This is a genomic window from Paenibacillus sp. S29 (assembly GCF_049319765.1).
Classification (GTDB): Bacteria; Bacillota; Bacilli; order Paenibacillales; family Paenibacillaceae; genus Paenibacillus; species Paenibacillus polymyxa_B.
In genome coordinates, this window is record NZ_JBMOUI010000001.1 from 82141 (window position 1) to 102629 (window position 20489).

16 protein-coding genes and 1 pseudogene are annotated in these 20489 nt (G+C 43.3%); 16 read left to right on the plus strand and 1 reads right to left on the minus strand.

Annotation, left to right across the window (positions count from 1 at the left end; translation table 11 throughout):
* The first annotated feature begins 206 nt into the window (after positions 1-206).
* From ACL9RM_RS00395 to ACL9RM_RS00470, 16 genes and pseudogenes are all read left to right on the plus strand, one after another.
* A complete protein-coding gene (locus tag ACL9RM_RS00395) occupies positions 207-1475 on the plus strand; it encodes a hypothetical protein (protein ID WP_414125960.1) in 1269 nt (422 codons plus the stop codon).
* Between the two features lie 37 nt (positions 1476-1512).
* Positions 1513-1740, plus strand: coding sequence for a hypothetical protein (locus ACL9RM_RS00400; RefSeq protein ID WP_422759349.1), 228 nt, complete (start codon positions 1513-1515; stop codon positions 1738-1740).
* Entirely contained in the window at positions 1741-2529 is a 789-nt protein-coding gene (locus tag ACL9RM_RS00405) for a restriction endonuclease (protein WP_414125964.1), read from the plus strand.
* 317 nt (positions 2530-2846) lie between these two features.
* Positions 2847-3098, plus strand: a complete 252-nt coding sequence (locus ACL9RM_RS00410; protein ID WP_414125966.1) for a DUF2834 domain-containing protein — start codon at positions 2847-2849, stop codon at positions 3096-3098.
* 696 nt (positions 3099-3794) lie between these two features.
* Positions 3795-5579 carry a M3 family oligoendopeptidase gene (locus tag ACL9RM_RS00415; RefSeq protein WP_414125968.1) on the plus strand — a complete coding sequence of 595 codons (1785 nt, stop codon included), beginning with the start codon at positions 3795-3797 and terminating at the stop codon, positions 5577-5579.
* Positions 5580-5818: 239 nt separating this feature from the next.
* Positions 5819-8935, plus strand: a complete 3117-nt coding sequence (locus tag ACL9RM_RS00420) for a DEAD/DEAH box helicase (RefSeq protein WP_414125970.1) — start codon at positions 5819-5821, stop codon at positions 8933-8935.
* Between the two features lie 175 nt (positions 8936-9110).
* Positions 9111-9203: pseudogene (locus ACL9RM_RS00425) on the plus strand (methyl-accepting chemotaxis protein); the annotation flags it as partial.
* Positions 9204-9455: 252 nt separating this feature from the next.
* Positions 9456-9653: a hypothetical protein gene (locus ACL9RM_RS00430; RefSeq protein WP_414125972.1), complete on the plus strand. Its 198-nt coding sequence runs from the start codon at positions 9456-9458 to the stop codon at positions 9651-9653.
* Positions 9613-9843, plus strand: coding sequence for a hypothetical protein (locus ACL9RM_RS00435; protein ID WP_422759350.1), 231 nt, complete (start codon positions 9613-9615; stop codon positions 9841-9843). Before ACL9RM_RS00430 ends, ACL9RM_RS00435 begins: the two co-directional genes overlap by 41 nt.
* A gap of 100 nt (positions 9844-9943) precedes the next feature.
* Positions 9944-11665: a methyl-accepting chemotaxis protein gene (locus ACL9RM_RS00440; protein ID WP_414125974.1), complete on the plus strand. Its 1722-nt coding sequence runs from the start codon at positions 9944-9946 to the stop codon at positions 11663-11665.
* 421 nt (positions 11666-12086) lie between these two features.
* Positions 12087-14054 carry a GTP-binding protein gene (locus ACL9RM_RS00445; RefSeq protein WP_414125976.1) on the plus strand — a complete coding sequence of 656 codons (1968 nt, stop codon included), beginning with the start codon at positions 12087-12089 and terminating at the stop codon, positions 14052-14054.
* Positions 14055-14316: 262 nt separating this feature from the next.
* A complete protein-coding gene (locus ACL9RM_RS00450) occupies positions 14317-14877 on the plus strand; it encodes a DUF4303 domain-containing protein (RefSeq protein WP_414125979.1) in 561 nt (186 codons plus the stop codon).
* Positions 14878-15018: 141 nt separating this feature from the next.
* Entirely contained in the window at positions 15019-15546 is a 528-nt protein-coding gene (locus ACL9RM_RS00455; RefSeq protein WP_322159093.1) for a hypothetical protein, read from the plus strand.
* A gap of 342 nt (positions 15547-15888) precedes the next feature.
* Positions 15889-17223 carry an SMI1/KNR4 family protein gene (locus ACL9RM_RS00460; RefSeq protein ID WP_414125981.1) on the plus strand — a complete coding sequence of 445 codons (1335 nt, stop codon included), beginning with the start codon at positions 15889-15891 and terminating at the stop codon, positions 17221-17223.
* Between the two features lie 222 nt (positions 17224-17445).
* Positions 17446-17979 (plus strand): YceI family protein, encoded by a 534-nt coding sequence (locus tag ACL9RM_RS00465; protein WP_414125983.1) that lies wholly within the window; start codon positions 17446-17448, stop codon positions 17977-17979.
* Positions 17980-18210: 231 nt separating this feature from the next.
* Positions 18211-18813 (plus strand): class I SAM-dependent methyltransferase, encoded by a 603-nt coding sequence (locus ACL9RM_RS00470; protein ID WP_414125986.1) that lies wholly within the window; start codon positions 18211-18213, stop codon positions 18811-18813.
* 136 nt (positions 18814-18949) lie between these two features.
* On the opposite strand, the gene ACL9RM_RS00475 is transcribed toward ACL9RM_RS00470, so the two are convergent.
* On the minus strand, positions 18950-20371 hold the full coding sequence (locus ACL9RM_RS00475; RefSeq protein ID WP_254349797.1) for an MDR family MFS transporter: 1422 nt from the start codon (positions 20369-20371) through the stop codon (positions 18950-18952).
* Between the last annotated feature and the right edge of the window lie 118 nt (positions 20372-20489).

Consider the following 20489-nt stretch of genomic DNA (forward strand, 5'->3'; position numbering starts at 1 on the left):
ATATGCTTTTCACTAGGTAAACATAGGAAAATAAGAGTGGAGATACTAGATTTTGTGGGTATATAGACCTTAAGGTTTGGGTTTAGAATAAATAAATTCATTAAACGTATTGTTAGATAAGAGGGATTATACAATAAAAACAGGTGCTTTTTTCCATATAAATACGTATACTTATACTACAAATAGGGTAATCGGGGGTACATGAGGTGAATTGGGACAACATCGAAAAGATCTTGGGAATGTATACTCAATTTAAGCACTATCAGATCCTCTTTGAGAAGTACAAGCTTCCAAAGAAGATATCTGGAAAAGAGATGTTTGCTTCATTAAAAGAGCAAGTGACAAACGCTGGTTTTCTAGAGCCAGTTATTTCTGAAGAAACTTTCAAAGAATGGTTATCCTATCATCAAATAGATGGGAATAACTACAGCTACGTTTACTATCTTGAAAAGAAGCCAAGAATCGAACTACTTGCAAATCTGCAATTTAAGCAAAGCGAGCTAGTAAAAATAAATCTATGGGATATTGATCCCAGCAATGAATCAGAAAATATTGATGATGTTATGCCGAATTTGACAGATACTAACCTTATAGGTATTCATCATGATGACAAACTGAAAAAGTATATCTTCTCTTTTATTGCACCATGCGTGGTGACCGGGAAAAACAAGGATGGTCTAGTACGTTTATACAAAAAAATATTTTTTGCTCATTGTGTACTATTTGAAGAAAGCCACTATTGTAAGATAGTTTTCAACCCAACCACAAATTTGCTTAATGTGAACGGAGTTGAGAAAGAAGATAGAACTGATTGGTCACCTATAGCCGATTTATTTTTTAGTAAGTTGCAGAAATTGATTGGGAAACAAACTATAAAGTCTCCGAATTGGATTCCGCAGGGTTTACATAAGTTGGCGGAAGAAGCAACCAATCATAATAATCCTGTCATTGCAACACACTCTTTTAATGTGGAAGAAATGGTTTCGAACTTTGCAAAAAAACTCCTTGAAGGTGCCGATATTGAAGTAGAAACAAATACAGCTCTTCATATTAAACTCACACAAGATATTCAGCAGTCTTTCGAAGCCCAATTAGTGGAAAAGTATGGGGTTATAGATGCTGAAAACTCCTTTAGCGCTTTTAGACAACGATCAGACGGAGTTACTCACTTAATTAATGTCGAATCAACATTTGGACTCCGTCAAGGTTTAGCAGCAGAAGCAGCTCGACGTTCAAGAACAGATAATGATATAGACTTGTTGGGCATAATACTGAAGACCGAAGACAATATGTACAAATTTCTAGTTGAATGTGAATTGCATGCATACTCAGTACGAGGAAAAAACACTTTTATTGAAGAGGAGGTTGTAAACATTGTCATCAGAAAACTTAACGAATATCGCGATGAAATACAATCTGCCCTCTTTAATAACAAAGAAAATTTCACAGGTGATCCAATCGCTTCGTCCCAGTGATATTTTAACTAAGCATACACTGGCACGTAAATCTGTTATGGATATAGAATTAGCAGAGAAGATCTTGATGAGTTTAGTTAATGAGGGAATTCTTGATGTGGTGATTGTTTTAGAATGTTCAAACGAGGAGTCTCCCCATCAAGTAGTACTTTTTTCACTTACAGAGTATTATCAGTATGATACACGTAATAACTGTTCTGAATGTGGAGAGAAAATAAAATTTAAAGAGGCTAAAGTAGGTTTTAGAAAGGGGGGCAGATTGTAAGTGGAAATTAAAAGTTTTTCAGATCTTTCAAAAGTGATTAATATGTTTCATGACAACTATTTCTGGAAACCGATTTGGGAAGACTTAGAGGCCATTAAAAAGTTTGATGCACATATCAAGACAATTGAAGAGTCAAAGGGCTGGGACAGAAGTAGAAATCATGAAAAAGGGAAAGTGCTAGAAGATTTTGCGGTATTTCTTTTTGAGCGCTTTATAGATAGTAAAGTTACTAAAAACAGGCGACCTGCTGACAATGAAATGGATGTAGAAACAGTGCTTAGTGAAAAGGCAAGGCCAGCTTTTATGAATGATTATATGGCTCCAAAGGTTATCTGTGAGTGCAAAAATAAAAAGTCTGCACCCATCGATGTAGGAATGGTTGCAAAACTATATGAGTTATTAAGTTACAGAGGATCAAAATTCGGCGTTTTCATATCTTTGAATGGGATAAGTGGCTATGGATGGCGATTCGGAGAGGGTAAACGGAAAAAAATATTATTAAGATATGGAATACCTTTAATTTCTTTCAAAGTAGATGAACTAGAGAGTTTAAGCAGTGAGGGGAATTTCTATACAATGATTAAAGAGAAGGTGCACAGGTTGTATGATGAGGCAGACGACGAGACACCTGATTTCCCCAATCATGATCACCGTGAATTACCAATTAGGCTTTTTGAGATAGTAGGGCATTTCAAAAAGTTTGAATTAATTGGGGATAGCGAAGAGCACCAATTAAGAGAAAGAATTACCATGAGGTATGGAACACTACAAGCAGAAGATGATGATTGAATAGAGACCTATTCCGAGTATACGGAAAGGTCTTTTAGTTTCTAAATGGAGATATATTCGGCCTACTACTTAATAAGTTATGGTGAACCGTATCATAAGTAGGGGCAAGTTTTTTGAAAAATCGCGCAGCAGGCTTGGAACGGAGCCTTAAAGGACATGGGTTGAGTCGGGGTCACGCGTAGGCGAAGATGGAGCAAACGGACTTTTGCGAGCGTTTTGAAATTACAAAATAATGGAGGGTTATAAATGAAGTATTTTTACGGAGTATTATCTTTTTTGGGACTCGTCTTGCCTATTCGCAATTCATCCCTTGGGTCGTGCGTAACGGCCTCGATTTGACTCTCCTATTTGAAGCCATAACCAGTACGCGTATCGGAGCTTTTGCATGGATGGATGTTTTAGTTACCGCAATCGTGCTTATGGGATTCATTCTGTTAGAAGGCACCAGAAAGAGAATGAAATATTTATGGCTGCCGATTGCAGGTACACTACTGGTAGGTCCTTCACTGGGTCTTCCCTTGTTTTTGTTTCTTCGACAATTACAATTGGAGAAAAACATTCTAAAATAACATCAAAGATGGGAACGGAAACATGTTTAAACGAATCAGTTTAAAATGTTCGGCATTTCTTGAACGTCATGATGCCATCGACGCAGCAAAGAATGTAATCTCCGATGCAGGGGCATCGATCGTAAACTTCAAAACGTTCTCCAAACACATGAGCCTGATGTTGAAGTCGAAGTAACAGCGGTACCGGGCAAAGGGTTTCCTGCAAATGATTTGAAGGGTTGTCCACTAGAATCTGTTTTAGTATGAAAACTTGCCGTTACAGACAGCGCGGTGAACCGTATCACAAGTAGGGCGAAATTTACTCTACTTTATTTAGACTTTATCAATGATACATATGGAAGGATGACCTTGAGATACAGCGAGTACATTCGCCTGAAACAGGTAGATACCAATCTGTAGGGTATGAATAAGATAAAATGAGACGAGTCCTGCGGATGTGGGGCTTTTTGGTGTAAGTGAAGAAGAAGATTGGTCAGCGACTTATCACATATTAGGAAATAAGTGGGCGTGTTATACTTGACATTAACTTTGCTTAACATAGTACCGGAAGAGGTGGAAACATGTAAGTCTTAGCCGCAGAATACAATATTCAAATTATCCCAATAAAATATAACGCAGCCTGCTATACGTTCGATATGGTCGGTTGCCGGGATACGTATAGCATCGCTTGTGTTTACGATAAGGAGATTAACGGCGATGAACTTAACATGGGACTTGGAGAGCCTGTATTCCTCATTCCAGTCGGAGAAATATCAAAAGGACTATAAACATGCAGCAGAGCTTGCAGATGAACTTGGTGCGATGGCAAAGCTTCATTTACACACTCAAGAGAAGGCTGAGATTCTAACGGAGGATTTTCTTAGGCAATATAATGCATTCAGGAGCGTGTATCTGTGCTTATTCAGCTATGCAGAACTGGTATTCAGCATTGACAACGGGAATACAGAAGCTGCAAATCAGATGGATGTATTGGAAGAAATGGCCGCGGGTTCCGAAGAAGCTCTAGCAAGTTTCAGCAAATGGCTGGCAAGCATGAGTGGGGAAGAGCTTGACACTATTATTGGCTCGGGTGAGTATGTGGGTCGGCATGCTTTTTATTTGCGTCAGCTGCAGCAGCAGTCAAGGTATTTGCTCAGTGAAGAAGCTGAGGCGGTCATTGCCCGGATGCAGCTTACCGGCGCCAAAGCGTGGGAGAGGCTGTACATGAAGATACAGTCTACATTGTGTGTAGAGGTGGAGATGAAAGGAGCAGCGCATCAGCTGTCTTTGACGGAGCTGCGCAATCTGGTGTACGACCATGATTCTCAGGTTAGGCAGGCGGCATATGAAGCGGATGCCAAGGCTTGCCGCAGTGTTGCCGAACAGAGTGCAGCTTGTCTTAATGCGGTGTGTGGAGAAGCGATAGGAATCTATGAGCTACGAGGGTACAAATCGCCGCTGCATAAAGTACTGGAGACCTCACGTATGGATCAGGAGACGCTGGAAGCAATGCTGCAAGCGATTAAGGAGAGCCTGCCTACCTTTCATCAGTATTATCTTCACAAAGCAAAGCTCCTGGGCCACGCAGGACCGCTCCCTTTCCATGATATCTTTGCTCCGGTTGGCGAGGATTCTTCCGTCAAAATTAGCTACCCGGAGGTACAAGAGCTTATTGTTGCCGGGTTTAACTCGTTCAGTACAGAACTGGGTGCGTTCGCCCGCAAGGTGTTCATCTCCAGATGGATCGATGCGGAGTCACGGGCAGGAAAAGGAAACTTTGGCATGTGCATTGATATCGCACCAATCCAAGAGAGCCGGATTATAACCAGCTTCACCGGGAGCTATATGGATGTTGGTGTACTGGCGCATGAGATTGGTCATGCCTACCATAGCAGCTGTCTTGCCGGAAAGACTATGGTCAATATAGATTATCCGATTCCGATTGCCGAGACGGCGTCGATCTTTTGTGAGGGTCTGATTAATCAAGAGTTACTGCTGAGTGCATCGGAAGGAGAAGTCTTGCCGATCCTGGAGCGGAGCCTCTCGGATGCCGGTTATTATATCGTTGATTTCTATGCCCGTTATCTGTTTGAAAGCCAGCTTTATGAGCATAGGAAATCAGGCTCGCTAACGGTGGAAGAACTGAACAGCCTGATGCAGGATGCCATGTCTGCGGCCTATGGAAGCAGTATTGACCCGGATTCTATTCATTCCTACCAGTGGGTTAGCAAGGCTGGTTATTATATGACAGGCAATGAGTTTCTGAATTTCCCGTATTCGTTCGGGCTGTTGTTCTCTAAAGGGTTATTCGCGCAGTATAAGAAACGTGAAGGCGGATTCGCCGAGCAATTTCAAGCCTTCCTGGCCGCCAGCAGCACCACCATGGTTGCAGATGCCGGGCAGTTAATGGGTATCGATGTGCGTTCACCAGAGTTCTGGAGAGATGCGCTGGCCTTGATTGGGGAAGATATTCAGCGCTTCGTTGGGCATTCTGAAAAATAATAACAACAGGAAATGACAAGCATTTAGTAAACCTGCACATGCACAGTCATTAAGATTAACTCAGAGACAGAGCTGGAATAAGAATGGAATACAATACGCTGTTAAAAGCAGTGAAATCTTATATAATTAAATGGTACATTGGTAAGCTCTCTAAGTTGGGGAGCTTTTTCTTTTTGTCTTTAGATGACAGGGTGAGAGCTTTATTATAGTAATTACAGATGATAATGGGGGGGAGACTCATGAATAAACGGCAAGATATTTTAAATGCTTGGATTACGATCGAGCAGTTATCCGAAGGTTCTATTAATAAAAAAGACAAATCGCTAAAGCTCATACATACAATGGAAGAGGATTGGAATCGTTTTTTTTCAGACTTTTTAATGAAGCAAAAAGAACAACAAAAAGTATCAGATAAGTTCTTTAAGAAATCGGGCTTAGTATTATATTTCGATATTTTTGATTTTCAAGAAGTTGTTGAACTATTGAGGGAGAAATACAAGATTGCTAAAACCTACGAGGAAGTTAGTAAATCTGACAAATTCACCTTCTCTATCTATTTTGATAACGAATTGAATTTTCTAGCAGACAAATTGTTTTATACAATGAGTGGTTATATCCGCCAACATGGTGAATTACCGAAAGATTTTTTGAAAGTTGAAAACGTATTTAGAGAAGATTTGAACAGCAAATTTGAAGAAGGTTTTCATACCACCATCTCTGAGCTTTTTCATAAATATCATATTTCCGCAGAAAATTTTCGCTATGCATTTGTGAAAAACCTGGATAACGGAGATGTAAATCTACATTCGTTCTTTATTGAAGATCTGAACAAAGCAAAGACAATCACTAATAAAAATTTGGATCGATATTTTAATGGCTTTTCGGGACATAGGCACAATCTGGATGGCAATAAAGAGTCCGTTCATTTTAACCCCCGAATTTTCGAGACAACTATTTTACAACCTAAGTTCTATCCGCTCGGGCGGTTCCCAAGTAATCCCGGTTTCGAGCTTTCATTTATGCAGCAGGTTGCGGTGAATCTAGCTTTAAATGATAAAAATGATATTCGTAGTGTCAATGGCCCGCCAGGAACAGGGAAAACAACACTGTTAAAAGATATTTTTGCTGATTTAGTCGTACAACAGACAGCGGAAATTGTGCAGCTTTCTGATAAAAGGATTAAAGGGAGTCTGGTTTATTGGAAAGATTTTAAGCTTGGTGTTTTACCACACTCCATTTCAGATAAAAACATTGTTGTTGCAAGTTCAAACAATGGGGCGGTCCAAAATATTGTTAAGGAGTTACCAAAGAAAGAAACGATTGCGGGCGATTTTCAAAAGCTACTAGATGAAGCAGATTATTTTAAAGAGGTTTCCAATTCTAAATTAACCGGTGAAGGTTTTGGACAGAATCGCGAGATTAAAAGTGAGTTTTTACATGAGGAAAATTGGGGTGTGTTCTCGTTAGAGGGCGGTGCGTCAACAAACATGAACAAGTTACTTTTAACCATTGAAGCAATCGAAAAAGATTTAGAGGATCATGATCAAGCGAATACAGGTGAAAGTGTATATCAAGAATTCTCCTGTCTGTATGCTGAATTAAAAATCGAAAGAGATAAAATGCAAGACTATAGCGAGAAGATGTATGCTCTTCGAAAATTAAAAACCAAGCATAAAGAGCAAATGTTTGCATTTGAACAAGAAGAAAAAAAGAAACGAACAGATTTAATCTCACAGGAAGAAGAGGCGAGACGTGAACTAGAAAGACCGGGACAAGAAATTGAAAATCTCCAAGAGGATTGGTCAAATGCTTCTGTTGAGATAGAAAACCTAATTGATCTACAAGCTCAAGTTAAAAGGAATTATGACGTAGTTACTTCTCAAAAGCCAAGTTTTTTGTGGCTTCAGAAAATATTTAATAAGGCAAAAGTTGAGCAGTACTTCAAAGATCTGAATAATGCGAATAATCATTTAAATGATCTATCTAAACAAAAAACGAAATGGTTAAATGACCGTAGGCGACTCGAAAATAGGTTAAGGGAAAATGTTGCGAAAAGTGAGTATGTTCAAAAACAAACTCAGGACACAAGAGCTAACTTCGATCGATGGATGATCAAACAACAAAATGGTTTTAAAAAAGTGGAACGAGAAATTGTATTGTTAGAAAAGCTCAAGTATCAAAGTGGCATTAAGGAACCAGATTTTTCACAATCGTATGATGAGCTGCAAAAGTCTAATCCATGGTTTACAGTGAAATTCCGCAAATTACAATCAGAGCTATTTATTTCAGCTTTAAAAGTTAGAAAGCAATTTCTGTATGAAAACAGAAGGAATTTAAAAGCCGCGAGAAATATTTGGAATAGGCAGTCTGAATACTTGGGAAAAGAGAATGGACAGCAGCTAATTTCAGAATCATGGAATTGGTTGAATTTCACGATCCCCGTTGTCAGCACTACTTTTGCTAGTTTTGGTCGAATGTTTAAAAATCTTAATGAAGATTCAATAGGTAATCTGTTTATAGACGAGGCGGGCCAAGCACTGCCACAAGCTAGTGTTGGTGCCATTTTTAGAAGTAAAAAGGTTATGGTCGTTGGGGATCCATCACAAATAAAACCCGTAATGACGCTAGGTTCAAATGTTTTAACTTTAATTGGAAGACACTATGAAGTCGATGAGAAATTTGTTTCTGCTGATGCGTCTACTCAAACCATTGTGGATGCCACAAGTCAGTATGGTTTCCAAAAAAATGAGGATGAATGGATTGGCATACCCCTTTGGGTACACAGACGCTCGAACTATCCGATGTTTACGATTTCAAATGAAATTTCGTATGAGGGGTTGATGGTACAAGGTAAATCAGCAGATGAGGCACAAGGGAAATCACAATGGTATGATTCAACCGGTAAAGCAAATGACAAATTTGTTAAGGAACAAGCTGACTTTTTGAAAAGAATGATTGATAAACGTCTGCAGGAAGATCCGGATTTAGCGGATGAAATCTATGTGATCACCCCATTTAGAAATGTGGCTTATAAGCTTGCCCAGGTTTTAGATGAAATTAAATTCACAAAACGAGAAAACGGGAAGACAACGAATATTGGTACAGTTCATACTTTTCAAGGGAAAGAAGCCAAAGTCGTCTACTTTGTTCTTGGAGCGGACTCTGATAGCAGTGGGGCAGCAAGATGGGCTGTCTCTGATCCCAATATGATGAATGTTGCAGCGACGCGAGCTAAAGAAGAATTTTATGTGATCGGCGATAAGAAATTGTATGCCTCACTCGGTAGTGAAGTGGCAAATAAAACGATGTCAATTATTGACGACTATAACAATAATGAGGTCGGGAATGATGGTTAGGCGAAGCTCTCCAAGTGGAGGGCTTTTCTTTTCGCCTTCGAGATGATACCCAGAACCGTACCACAAGTAGGGCGAATTTGTGAAAGACAATAAGAAGCAGTTCTTTGTCTGCACGTGGAAATAGTCTCAAAGAGTTCTTGCTTCATCGGGACTATTCCCATCAACGTGATCAAAGACCATCTCCGGGCAAATCGGCCTGCTGGCCTTGAATGCAGCCATAGAAGCAGCTAGAGCGGGCGAGCAGGGTCGCGGATTTGCCGTAGTCGCATTTTATTTCATCTCCCAATTATGTAGAGTTTCTTTCCTTACTAACTCTAGTAATTCGTGATTAACCTTATAATAATACTATAGTTAATAATTGTAACTTTTAGCATAGGCATTATTCGTTATATGTTAATAAAGCAGCGCAGTAATCCGATAAAGTAATTACAACAAGTTTCCTTGTATATTCGACATCATTAGACAAACTGGGGGCAGTGGTTTTTATGAGGAATAGTAAAGTATCGGGATTATCCGGGAAGTGGGCGCAAATGCGGAGCAGGTTGCCGCATCATCGGAAGAGCTGACAGCCAGCGCGGAACAAACGGGACAAGCTACGGAGCATGTTGCGTCCATTACAGAAAAATTAGCCGAAGGAGCGCAGACGCAGGTGAACAGCATCGAAGCCAGCGTTACGCTTGTTCAGAAGATGGATGGGGAGGCTACGCAAAATTGCTGATCGTTCCATTCATGTCAAGGAATCTGTGGATGTAGCATCGGAACTGGCCCCCAAAAGGAGTCAGGCGATTGAATCTGCAATTCATCAAATGTCCGCTGTTTCAAATAATGTAAGTGAGATTTTAATGGAGGGCGTAATAGATATTTATGCTCTTAACTTGGTTTCTAGCAATTATACGATTTCCGCATAACTTTGATGTTTAGAAAGTGGCAAACGATGTTGAATAAGTACATCGTGTTACCTCGAGAGGGACTAGATGGGAGTGAGGCATAATGAGAGGGATGAAGTTCATGATGACGATCAGGAACAAGGTAATTCTAACGATCGTCGTTACTGTAATCACCAGCCTTGTGATCGGAGGCGTTGGGATTTACAATTTGAAGCGGGTACAATCCTCGCTTGAGGAGAGCCTCAGTATTAGGGCGGAAGTCATCGATCTCATTCGTACAGCAGATGTCGACCTATATCAGATGCTGTTGGCAGAACGATCGCTGTACAGTTATGAACCAGGGTCGGAACAATTTTTGAAACAGCTAGAAGATTACGGAAAACAAAAGGAGTCGGCAAAGAAGAAACTTAATAAGTATAAGTCAATGGGAACTATTTTTGATAATGAGGAAAAGTTGATTCAAGACTACGAAGCAACGGTTGCAGCGTATGAATTGGTCTCCAAGAAAGTGATTGACGGATTATCATCAAAGGATTCAACTGTCCGTGAAAGGGCGAATCTTCTTTCTTATGAGGAGGGCAACGAAAAGTTTGATCAGATGGAAGACGCATTGGATCACATAGGCGATCTGTACTACGATGATAATCAAATCATGTTGGACAGCACACAAAAACAATACAGCTTCCTGCGATTGATCAGTATCCTCTTAACATTGGCAGGCTTGATCGCTTCATCGTTGCTTGGTTATTTGATCATCCGATCCATCCATCATCCGATCCGTTATTTGCGCGGACGTGTCCGAGAGATTGCGGAGGGCAATCTGGCCGTCGATATACGTACCTTCTCCCAGGATGAGCTTGGGGAATTAACGGCTGATTTTAATATAATGGTATCTCGTATGAAAGAACTCATTTCGACAGTAAGCCAATCGATTGGCCATGTAAATACTTCCGCTCATGAACTTACCTTTATTGCGGAACAAACAACGGCAACCGGCGAGGAAATGACGTCAGGCATTAATGAAATTGCAGTTGGTGCTTCCGAGCAAGCGTCCGTGACAGAGGCAACGAGCCGTGAAACGATGGCGCTATCGGACACGATTGAAAAGGTAAATGTAAGGAACAAAAAAATGACCAGCTTGTCTTCGGAGGCGGAAATCGTCTTAAGAGGCGGCATGGATAAAGTAAAGAAATTACAGGATCACAATCTCCAAACGACACAAGCAAACCAACTGGTCGTACAACATATTGAAGGCCTGGCAGAACAGATGCTTACGATTTCCACAATCGTACAAACGATTAATGAAGTATCCGAGCAAACGAAGCTCCTCGCATTAAATGCGAGCATAGAAGCGGCGCGTGCCGGCGATTCCGGAAAAGGATTTGCAGTCGTCGCTACAGAGATTCGCAAGCTGTCGACCATGACTTATGAATCAACAGAGAGAATTAACACAACTATTGCACGCCTCAAGTCAGAAGTTTCTCAAACGTTGCAGGTCATGAACCAGACAGAGGTGGTTATCTCCGAACAATCTCTTATTGTTCAGGAGTCGGGAACGGTATTTGAATCGATTATGGATATGCTAAAGGAAATCATCAGCTCGATTCAAGAGATGGATGGGGATATAGGGCAGATGAATGTTAGTAGGGAACAGGTCATCTCATCCATTATCAAGATATCCGATGTAGCTCGAGACGCAGCTTCTGCCACAGAAGAGATAAGTTCGGCTTCTAACGATCAGAGTCAAGCGTATTCCCATCTGCATAGTGCAGCTGAACAATTGAAACAATCAAGCCAACAAGTGAGCGAAATGATCAGCAGGTTTCGAATTGTACAAGAATAATTAGTGCTGAGAATAAGAAAAGGAGCTATCTGACTACGGATGGCTCCTTTTCTGCTCTCGTTGATGAAATGCGTGCGTACCGTCTCACCTCTAGGGGGGGATGGTGAATTATTCGGAAGTGTTGATGCGTATCTCCATTCAATGCGATCATCACAACCGTTAGATTTTATATGGCTTCTGTCTAAAAAGCCATCACCACAAGGGATAGCTAAAACTTGCCGTTGTAGATAGCACGGTGACTGTATCATAAGCAGGGCGAAACTTGCAGATTAAAATGGTGTAGATTCGAAGGGAAGTTTTTCCTTTATCTTCTATCTATCAAAAAATATCCTCTCTCAAAACCAACTCCTACCCACTCTCCCGATTTCTATGCTTTAATAAAATGAGCAGTATTAACAAGAAGCGTTGAAAGTGGGATTCTATGAAGCGACTAACGATTGGCCTGTTCGCCCATGTGGATGCAGGTAAGACAACTTTTGCGGAACAGCTGCTGTACCATACGAACAGTATCCGGTCACGGGGGCGGGTGGATCATCAGGATGCGTTTCTGGACAGCCACGACATCGAGCGGGCAAGGGGCATTACGGTGTTCGCAGATCAGGCGGTAATAGAATATAAAGGAGACAGCTATTATTTAATAGACACGCCCGGACACGTCGATTTCTCCCCGGAGATGGAGCGGGCGGTTCAGGTCATTGATTATGCCATCCTGATTGTAAGTGCAGTTGAAGGTGTCCAGGGCCATACGGAGACGGTCTGGCAGCTGCTGCGCAAGCATCGGATTCCGACGTTCTTCTTTATCAACAAGACGGATCGGATCGGCGCGGATGTAGGCAGAACCGAGGCGGATATCCGTCAGCAGTTGACGGGGGAAGTATGCTGCATTACACAGAGCTTCGCTGACGGCATAGTCGGCGAGCCACTGCGGGAGGCCATGGCGGAGCGGGACGAAGCCTTGCTGGAAGCATTCCTGGAGGGGAGAGAGGATTCGGGCTTCTGGCTGGAGGCTTTGCAGAGGATGATAGCGGCGGGTCTTCTCTTCCCCTGTGCTTGCGGCTCTGCGCTTCAGGATACAGGCGTCATTGAATTTCTGGATCAGCTGCATCTGTTGACGACAACCACTTATGACGAGAATGCTTCGTTCCAGGGGAGGGTTTATAAAATTCGGCACGATGCAGGCGGAGCGAGACTCACGTTCATTAAGGCGCTGGGTGGTCGGCTGAAGGTGAGAGAACAGCTTAGTTACGAGAGTGGCGGGGTTCAATATGACGAAAAAGTTACGCGGCTCTTCTTGTTTAACGGCCTTAAATCGCAGCCGGTGGAGCAAGTGGAAGCTGGCGATTTGTTTGCGGTTGCCGGCTTGTCCGCCGCCGGGGCTGGACAAGGCCTGGGGGCGATATCGGACAAGTTAGCTTACGAGTCGGAACCGACGTTACAATCGAAGGTATTATTCGACAATTCGATACATGTACAGAAGGTGCTCGGTGCTTTTCGCACGCTGGAGGCGGAGGAGCCGTCTCTGAACGTCGTTTGGGATGAGAAATTGCAGGAGATTTCTATCCGCGTCATGGGATTGATTCAACTGGAAGTGCTGGAGCAGCTTGTTAGAGAGCGGTTTAGCTTTGCTATCTCTTTTGGACAACCGGAAATCTTGTATAAGGAAACGATTCAATCGGCTGTGAAAGGGTACGGCCACTTCGAACCGCTAAGGCATTATGCGGAAGTGCATTTGCTGATTGAACCGGGAGAAAGGGGCAATGGCATCCTGTTCGATAGCAGGTGTCATGCCGATGATCTGAATGTCAGCTATCAGAATCTGATTCGGAATCATCTCTATGAACGGGAGCATCACGGACTGCTGACCGGCATGCCGGTCACCGACGTGAACATTACGCTACTGAGGGGCCGCGCGCATAAAGAACATACCCACGGCGGCGATTTTCGTGAGGCTGCCTTTCGAGCACTACGGCAGGGTCTGGAGAAGGCGGACAACGTGCTGCTGGAGCCCTATTACGATTTCAAAATCAAGGTCGCTATCGATGAAATGGGCAGGGTGCTGTCCGATATTCAGCGTGCTTCGGGTATTTTTAATCCGCCGCAGACAACCGGAACGCAAGCGGTGGTCACGGGCAGGGTGCCCGTGTCGACTTTCATGAACTACAGTGCCGAATTCGCATCCTTTACGCATGGACGAGGCAGTATCCGCTGCGTGTTCAGCGGATACGACCGCTGCCATAATACGGAGGAAGTCATAGAGCGGATGGGCTACCGCAAAGGGGCGGACCCGCTGTATACATCCTCCTCCATCTTTTGCGCCAAGGGGGCGGGTTACTCGGTGCCATGGGATGAGGCGGAAGCCAAGATGCACCTTGAATTAGAACCTGAATGAGCTTGCTCTAATGGAGATGAAACTCCAGGTAGGAGAGCAAAAAACCATACCTCAAGTGACGGTAAAAATGTTGTAGTGAATGCAAAATAGTTCAAAAGAGGGTGTCTCAAAGCCGAAAAATAACGGAGAGACATCCTCTTTTATCATGAGGGAGTGAATCGTCCATATTTCCAGGATTCAGGTAGAAAGAAGGTAGATTTAGGACAAACAATTTTTATAATGGAAATAAGATATATATTTTATAGGGCTAAGGGCGAATGTCATGAAACCGACGCAAGGAATAGAGGCGCTGGCGGCAGAGATTGCCGATGTGGCTAGGACGTCCTTTCGCACTCTTTTTGAAAATGGCGAACGTTACTATTACTGCACGCTATTTACTACTGGAGAGGGACATGCGCCAAGCATCTCCGCCTGGTCATGGGAGGCCTTGGAGAGGGAAGCGGCCAGGCAAGGAGAAGAAAGTGACATGCCGGGGTCAACGATTGCGGAACTCACCAAATGGTCCTATGCCGATTCACCCTATTGTTGTTTCAGGGATGAGGACTTCGATGATGTTAAACAATTGTTTATGAGGCGTCCTTCTATTGCGGAGCTTGAAGCTGACGAATGGAATCGTGAATTTGATTCGAGGCTGAAGGCCATGGAGCTGGCGATGAAAATGCTCGATGATGAAGGCGTGTTTGCCTTGAATCAACCGCGAGAGGCTGTATGCGTCCTTGTCGAGGTCATGCCGCCGGATGAGACCAATACCGAAATCGCCTTACGTTTGAATCGGGCGGAGTCTCCGGCTATGCAAGCATGGCTGGTGGAAGCAGCGGAGTAAGGGCATTCGCGTTTCTTGAGGGAGAGTTGTAAAATGCCTAATCATCAAGCGATTTTTGGCGTGCGTATGTCCTATTCGCACAAGCAGGCAGCCCGCCCCTGGCGTAAACTGAATTATAATCAGTGAGCGAGGTGAACTTCCATGGCACAATCGAAGGAGATGCGTGCACGGGCTAAGAAATTTCAAGGCCGTCCGGTCTGTGTCACCCTGCACAGCGGAGAGACCTACGTCGGCTACATCACCGACGTTAATCGCGGCGGGTTGATACTTGCCAGTGCTGGAGCTCCTCCACGCGCTTCTTCCGGGAGGCAAAATTCCCGATCTCTCAAACGCAGAGCCAGTTCGCATGCCCCGGGCGTCCGTCTCGGCAACCGGAAAAGCTGCGCACGTAAACCGTCTGGCCGTTCGCGCTCCCGCAAGCCGGACGCCAAGGTGTCGGCATTCCTGCCGATGATGGGCTCGCTGTTAGGCGGCCTTGGCGGCTCTACTGCAGGCGCAGGAGGGCTTGGCGGTATGCTCGGCGGCGGCTTGCGGCTGTTCAGCATGATCCAGAAATTTGTCCCGGTCGTGAAGATGGGCTACGGCATGATCAAGTCCATTCGCCCGTTTCTCGGCGCCGTTAAAGGCTTGATGCCCCCGGCCAGTCCGGCCACGCCGGATAACGAATAATCGTATACCTGTGGACTTTAAGCCTCCTTTGAGTGGTCGAAGGGGGCTAGACCACACCATCATTTTCTAACAAGAATAAAAATAATTCACGTTCTTTGTCGTCAAATTTGCCAAGTGTCCGTATCCTAACAAATTCGTGTTGGCCCCCATATGGATTCCATTCATATGGATTTTTTCTGTGGTACTCTAAGGTGGTTCAGTGGTGACCTTAAGAGAAGCTACAATGAAAGATTACTTAAAGATACATATCATTTTAAAGAGGTACGACCCATAGAAAAAATAATAAAATTGCTGGATAAGCAAACAAAGGAAACCTGGCTATGGTCAACAGGAGGGTTCAATATGTGGTTTAGGAAGAAAGAAACGCAACTGGATCGAATAAAAAACAAACTGAGTCAAGCTATGCACAAAGACGCGGATTTCTCAGTGTTTGGAGCATCCTCACATCAATATAGGGTTAAAGAGAAGCTTACAGCAAAAGAGCTGGCGGACTGGCAAGCCCACAATCAGGTTACACTTCCTGAGCCTTACGCGCTGTTTTTAACGAAAGTCGGCAACGGAGGCGCCGGACCCTATTATGGAATCTATTCAATTGGAAAGGCAACTTCCTACACCGAGCGCCAGGCACTCCTTGCAAAATCCGTTCTGCATCCCGGGATGACCAAAGAGGAATGGAACCCTCTGATTGAGCCCCTGACCAAGGACGAGGACATTCCCGATGAGGAATACGACGCCACCTGTAATAAGGTGTTGGGCGGCATGTTGTGCATAGGCACCCAAGGCTGTGAATACGACATGTATCTCGTACTTGAAGGGAAATACAGGGGGAGAATTGTGTACACCTCCGATTTTCATCCCGATCATCCTTTTTTCTTTGTCTATGAAGACAGCTTTCTGGACTGGTACGAGCGCTGGCTGGATGAAATTATTCTGGATTATGATATCGGGTGGTTTGGTAGTCGAATGCATGGTGATGAGAATGCGCTGATCCAGATTTATCAGAGCGCTCCAAATGAAGAAATCCAAGCCAAAGCGCTTAATGGAATGTTCAAGTTTAAGAAAGTCTCTCAGCCAACCCTTGGTTTTTTGAAGAATATTGCGGAGCAAAGCCCAAAAAATCGGACCACAGCCATTTGGCTCATCTGCAAAACTTCTTTTGACGCGGGTAGAAAATATCTTCTGGAGCTGTTGCAATCGGATGGGCATGAGGGTTTTCTGCAAGCTTTACAGATTCTACATACTTCCAGTAAAACTGCGAATTTAACGGATTTTATTCCAGTGATCTTGCAAAGGCTTGACAGGATTCACGACCCGGAAACGTTGCGTTATGCAGGGTATATCTTGGAGGATTATGGTGCGATTACTCTCCAGAACTTTGCGTCTTTCTTGTGTCATGCTGACCCGAAAATGCAAACCACTGCCATCTATGCCGCGCGCAGTTGCGAAAACAAGCTGGGAAGCTGGGAGATCATTGAACAGATGTTGATGGGGGGCGGCCCGGAGGTTCTGAATAACTCGATTTTATACTGGGGCATTATTCCACATGAGAAGTTGCTGCCTTACTATAAGGAGGTATGGCCGCAATACAAAAGCAATCCGAATTTCAGAGAAAAATTTATCGGTTGTTTGCGAGAGCTGCATTTGCCAGATGATTATTTCGACAAAGACGAATGGTGAAGAAGGTGTACATGAATTATTCAGCTCACCTTCGATTTAATTTGACGTGGCGGAGCCTGAACATTCCGAAATCGGATTTACGAGGAAACCAAAAAAATGAAAAAGAGCTACTGACATCCCGTTGTCAGTAGCTTTTTTGTACATTAGGAGTATGCGAATAGCGCAGTGTTTGGAGATGGGGCGACCTTTCTCAAAATCTTATCATAGAGGTGGAATTTATTTATGAGCAATATCAATTGGGAAGTGGATCCGGACCACAGTTCCGTCGAGTTTTCGGTGACGCATTTAATGATTAGTAGAATTAAAGGAGTATTCGAGCATTTCCAAGCGATCTTGAGTTTTGACCCCAACGATTTAACAACCATGGGTATTCAGGCTTCCATAGATGCAAATAGTATTACAACTCGCCAATCGCAACGAGATGAACACCTGAAGAGCGACGACTTCCTTCATGCAGCCAAGTATCCAACCATTACGTTTCAAAGCACCAGCTGCGTCCTTGCTAGCGAAAGGCAATATGAACTTACGGGCAATCTAACTCTGCATGGAGTAACCAACCCCGTCACTTTTCATACTATTTTTGAAGGACTTAACAAGGACCCTCGCGGCCGGGAACGTGTAGGATTTCATTCAACAGCCAGTATCGAACGCAATGAATTTGGCTTGACATTCAACTCTCCTCTGGAAAAAGGTGGGGTTGTTGTCGGAAATGAAGTGAGAATCGAGCTTTATATCGAGGCAATTAGAATAGATTAGCAGTCCTAAAGGCCATCCTTTTAGCGGGGTGGTCTTTAAACTTGTCGTTACAGGTAGGGTGGTGGACCATATCACAAATAAGGGCGAAAATGTTGAAGCAAAATCGTTCAGAAACGAACCAAGACTAAGAGCTTACTAATAAGAATGTGGACTAAATGCTAATGCTTCGATAGAATATCATTCTATATTGTTGTATTCAGGATTTTATTAAGGCGGATTGGAGAAGTAATCATGGGAAATACGGATAAGTTTGAAATGATAGCTAATATATATGACACTTCTGAAAGAATTCAAATTGCAAAGGTATCATCTGATGCCATTCGTGAATATGTAGTTGACGCTAATAGTAAGAATGCTATTGATTTTGGGTGTGGAACGGGTCTTGTCGGAATGAGCTTGTTAAATGATTTTAATTCTATGCTTTTTCTGGACACTTCACAAAACATGATTAATCAAATAAAGCAAGAAATTACTGATCTTCATATTCAGAATGCAGATACATTATGTTTTGATTTTGAAAAGGAAGGTCTAACGGATTTACATGCTGACTATATTTTTATGGCTCAGGTTCTACTCCATATTCATGATGTTGAATTCGTTTTATCAAGGCTATTTGATGTTCTAAATGAAGGAGGACATTTACTAATCGTAGATTTTAATAAAAATGAAAAAGTAGTTTCAGATATAGTTCATAACGGATTTAATCAAGAAGAGCTGACTGACATTATGACTAAAATAGGATATAGAGATATTCAGTCGAAAACTTTTTTTAACGGAAGTAAAATATTCATGGGACAAGATGCATCTATGTTTATTCTTGATTCTCAAAAATAAAACTTTTAGGCAGAAATCAGCTCTCCTTATAGTCGGGGTGCTAAGGTACAACGAAATAAAGGCCGCCCCTTATGAGACAGCCTCATGCTTCTTGCAAGGTTTTTAACTTATGATTCAATCTGTGCCTAGTAATGAATCAACTATGTTCAGGTGGCTTTTTTATAAACCAACCCAGCACCAGAATAAGTATTGCAAGAATAAATTCAATCCAAAAAACCGTTTGTAGACCGGAAGCCATGCTTTGTGTCTTCTCATGCATCGCAGTGGGATTGAGCGAATGGTGAAGATAACGATTGGCCCCAGACGACATGATGCCGACGAACAATGCGATGCCAATCCCTCCTGCAATCTGTTGGAGCGTATTGTATATGGCTGTGCCATGAGGGATCAGGTGACGTGGAAGTTGATTCAATCCTGTCGTCTGAGCCGGCATGACGACGAACGACATGCCTAAGAATAAGAGGATATGATTGAACAGAACGGAACCTTGTGTTGTATCACTGTCGATGCCGGTAAACAGCCACAACGATATGACGATCAGGAGCAGTCCGGGCACAATTACGAGTCTCGGCCCGAATTTATCGAGTAATTTCCCCGATACTGGCATCAGCATCCCGTTCAAAATGCTACCTGGCATTAGAAGTAAGCCTGTCGCGAATGCTGTCAACTTCATCACATCCTGCATATAGAACGGCAGCAATGTTGTTGTGGCGAATAGAACCATCATCAGAATTACAATCAATACCGCAACCAGAGAAAAAGTGGAATGCCGGAATACGGAAAGATCGATCAACGGCTCTTTGATCTTAAGCTGGCGCCATACAAGCAAGAGCAAGAAAAGGCTACCTATTGCAATTGATCCGTAACCTTCTGGCTCAAGAGAGACACTTGTTTGGCTGAAGCCATAGGTGACGCAGCCGAAACCGACGGTTGACATCACAATGGATACAAGATCGACCCTTGGCTTGGTCAGTTCTGTCACATTCTTTAAGTACATGAATGCATAAATCATCGAAAACAGTGCGACAGGAATCACCATGTAAAACAGCCATCGCCATTGAAAGAAATCGATAATCAAGCCAGACAAAGCCGGCCCGATGACAGGGGCGACCATGATGACCAGCCCCATGAGACCCATGGCGGCACCCCGGCGTTCTGGAGGATAGAGGGCGAGAATCGTATTCATCATCAACGGAATCAATAATCCTGTCCCGCAAGCCTGAACAACCCTGCCCATCAGCAAGATTCCGAATCCCGGGGATACTGCACACAAGCAGGTACCGGCCAAAAATAACGCCATCGCAGACATAAACATCTGGCGAGTCGTGAACCATTGCTGTAGTAATGCGGTCACCGGCACCAGTACGCCGACCACAAGCATATAACCCGTCGATAACCATTGTATGGTCGAAGCCGCAACGTTAAATTCTCTCATCAATGCAGGAAACGCATTGGTAAGTAAATTTTCGTTAAGAAACGCGACAAATGTACCGATGAGTAGAGCGGTTAATATTTCTCCTCTCTTCATTCCTCTTGCATCTTGAGCCTGATTGTCCATCTTCTACCTCCCGATTGTTCATTACGTTCCGTCCATTGTTTGTATATCACTTATCCCGCAACGCCTGAAGATCATTCTACGTGAGGTGGGATGAATTGGAAAAAGCGAAATTGTCCAT

Excerpts from the sequence above, each read along its gene's own strand:
- ACL9RM_RS00400 (WP_422759349.1), top strand. The coding sequence starts at position 1,513 with ATGGATATAGAATTAGCAGAGAAGATCTTGATGAGTTTAGTTAATGAG.
- ACL9RM_RS00415 (WP_414125968.1), top strand. The coding sequence starts at position 3,795 with ATGAACTTAACATGGGACTTGGAGAGCCTGTATTCCTCATTCCAGTCG.
- ACL9RM_RS00420 (WP_414125970.1), top strand. The coding sequence starts at position 5,819 with ATGAATAAACGGCAAGATATTTTAAATGCTTGGATTACGATCGAGCAG.
- ACL9RM_RS00440 (WP_414125974.1), top strand. The coding sequence starts at position 9,944 with ATGATGACGATCAGGAACAAGGTAATTCTAACGATCGTCGTTACTGTA.
- ACL9RM_RS00445 (WP_414125976.1), top strand. The coding sequence starts at position 12,087 with ATGAAGCGACTAACGATTGGCCTGTTCGCCCATGTGGATGCAGGTAAG.
- ACL9RM_RS00450 (WP_414125979.1), top strand. The coding sequence starts at position 14,317 with ATGAAACCGACGCAAGGAATAGAGGCGCTGGCGGCAGAGATTGCCGAT.
- ACL9RM_RS00455 (WP_322159093.1), top strand. The coding sequence starts at position 15,019 with ATGGCACAATCGAAGGAGATGCGTGCACGGGCTAAGAAATTTCAAGGC.
- ACL9RM_RS00460 (WP_414125981.1), top strand. The coding sequence starts at position 15,889 with ATGTGGTTTAGGAAGAAAGAAACGCAACTGGATCGAATAAAAAACAAA.
- ACL9RM_RS00465 (WP_414125983.1), top strand. The coding sequence starts at position 17,446 with ATGAGCAATATCAATTGGGAAGTGGATCCGGACCACAGTTCCGTCGAG.
- ACL9RM_RS00470 (WP_414125986.1), top strand. The coding sequence starts at position 18,211 with ATGGGAAATACGGATAAGTTTGAAATGATAGCTAATATATATGACACT.
- ACL9RM_RS00475 (WP_254349797.1), bottom strand. The coding sequence starts at position 20,371 with ATGGACAATCAGGCTCAAGATGCAAGAGGAATGAAGAGAGGAGAAATA.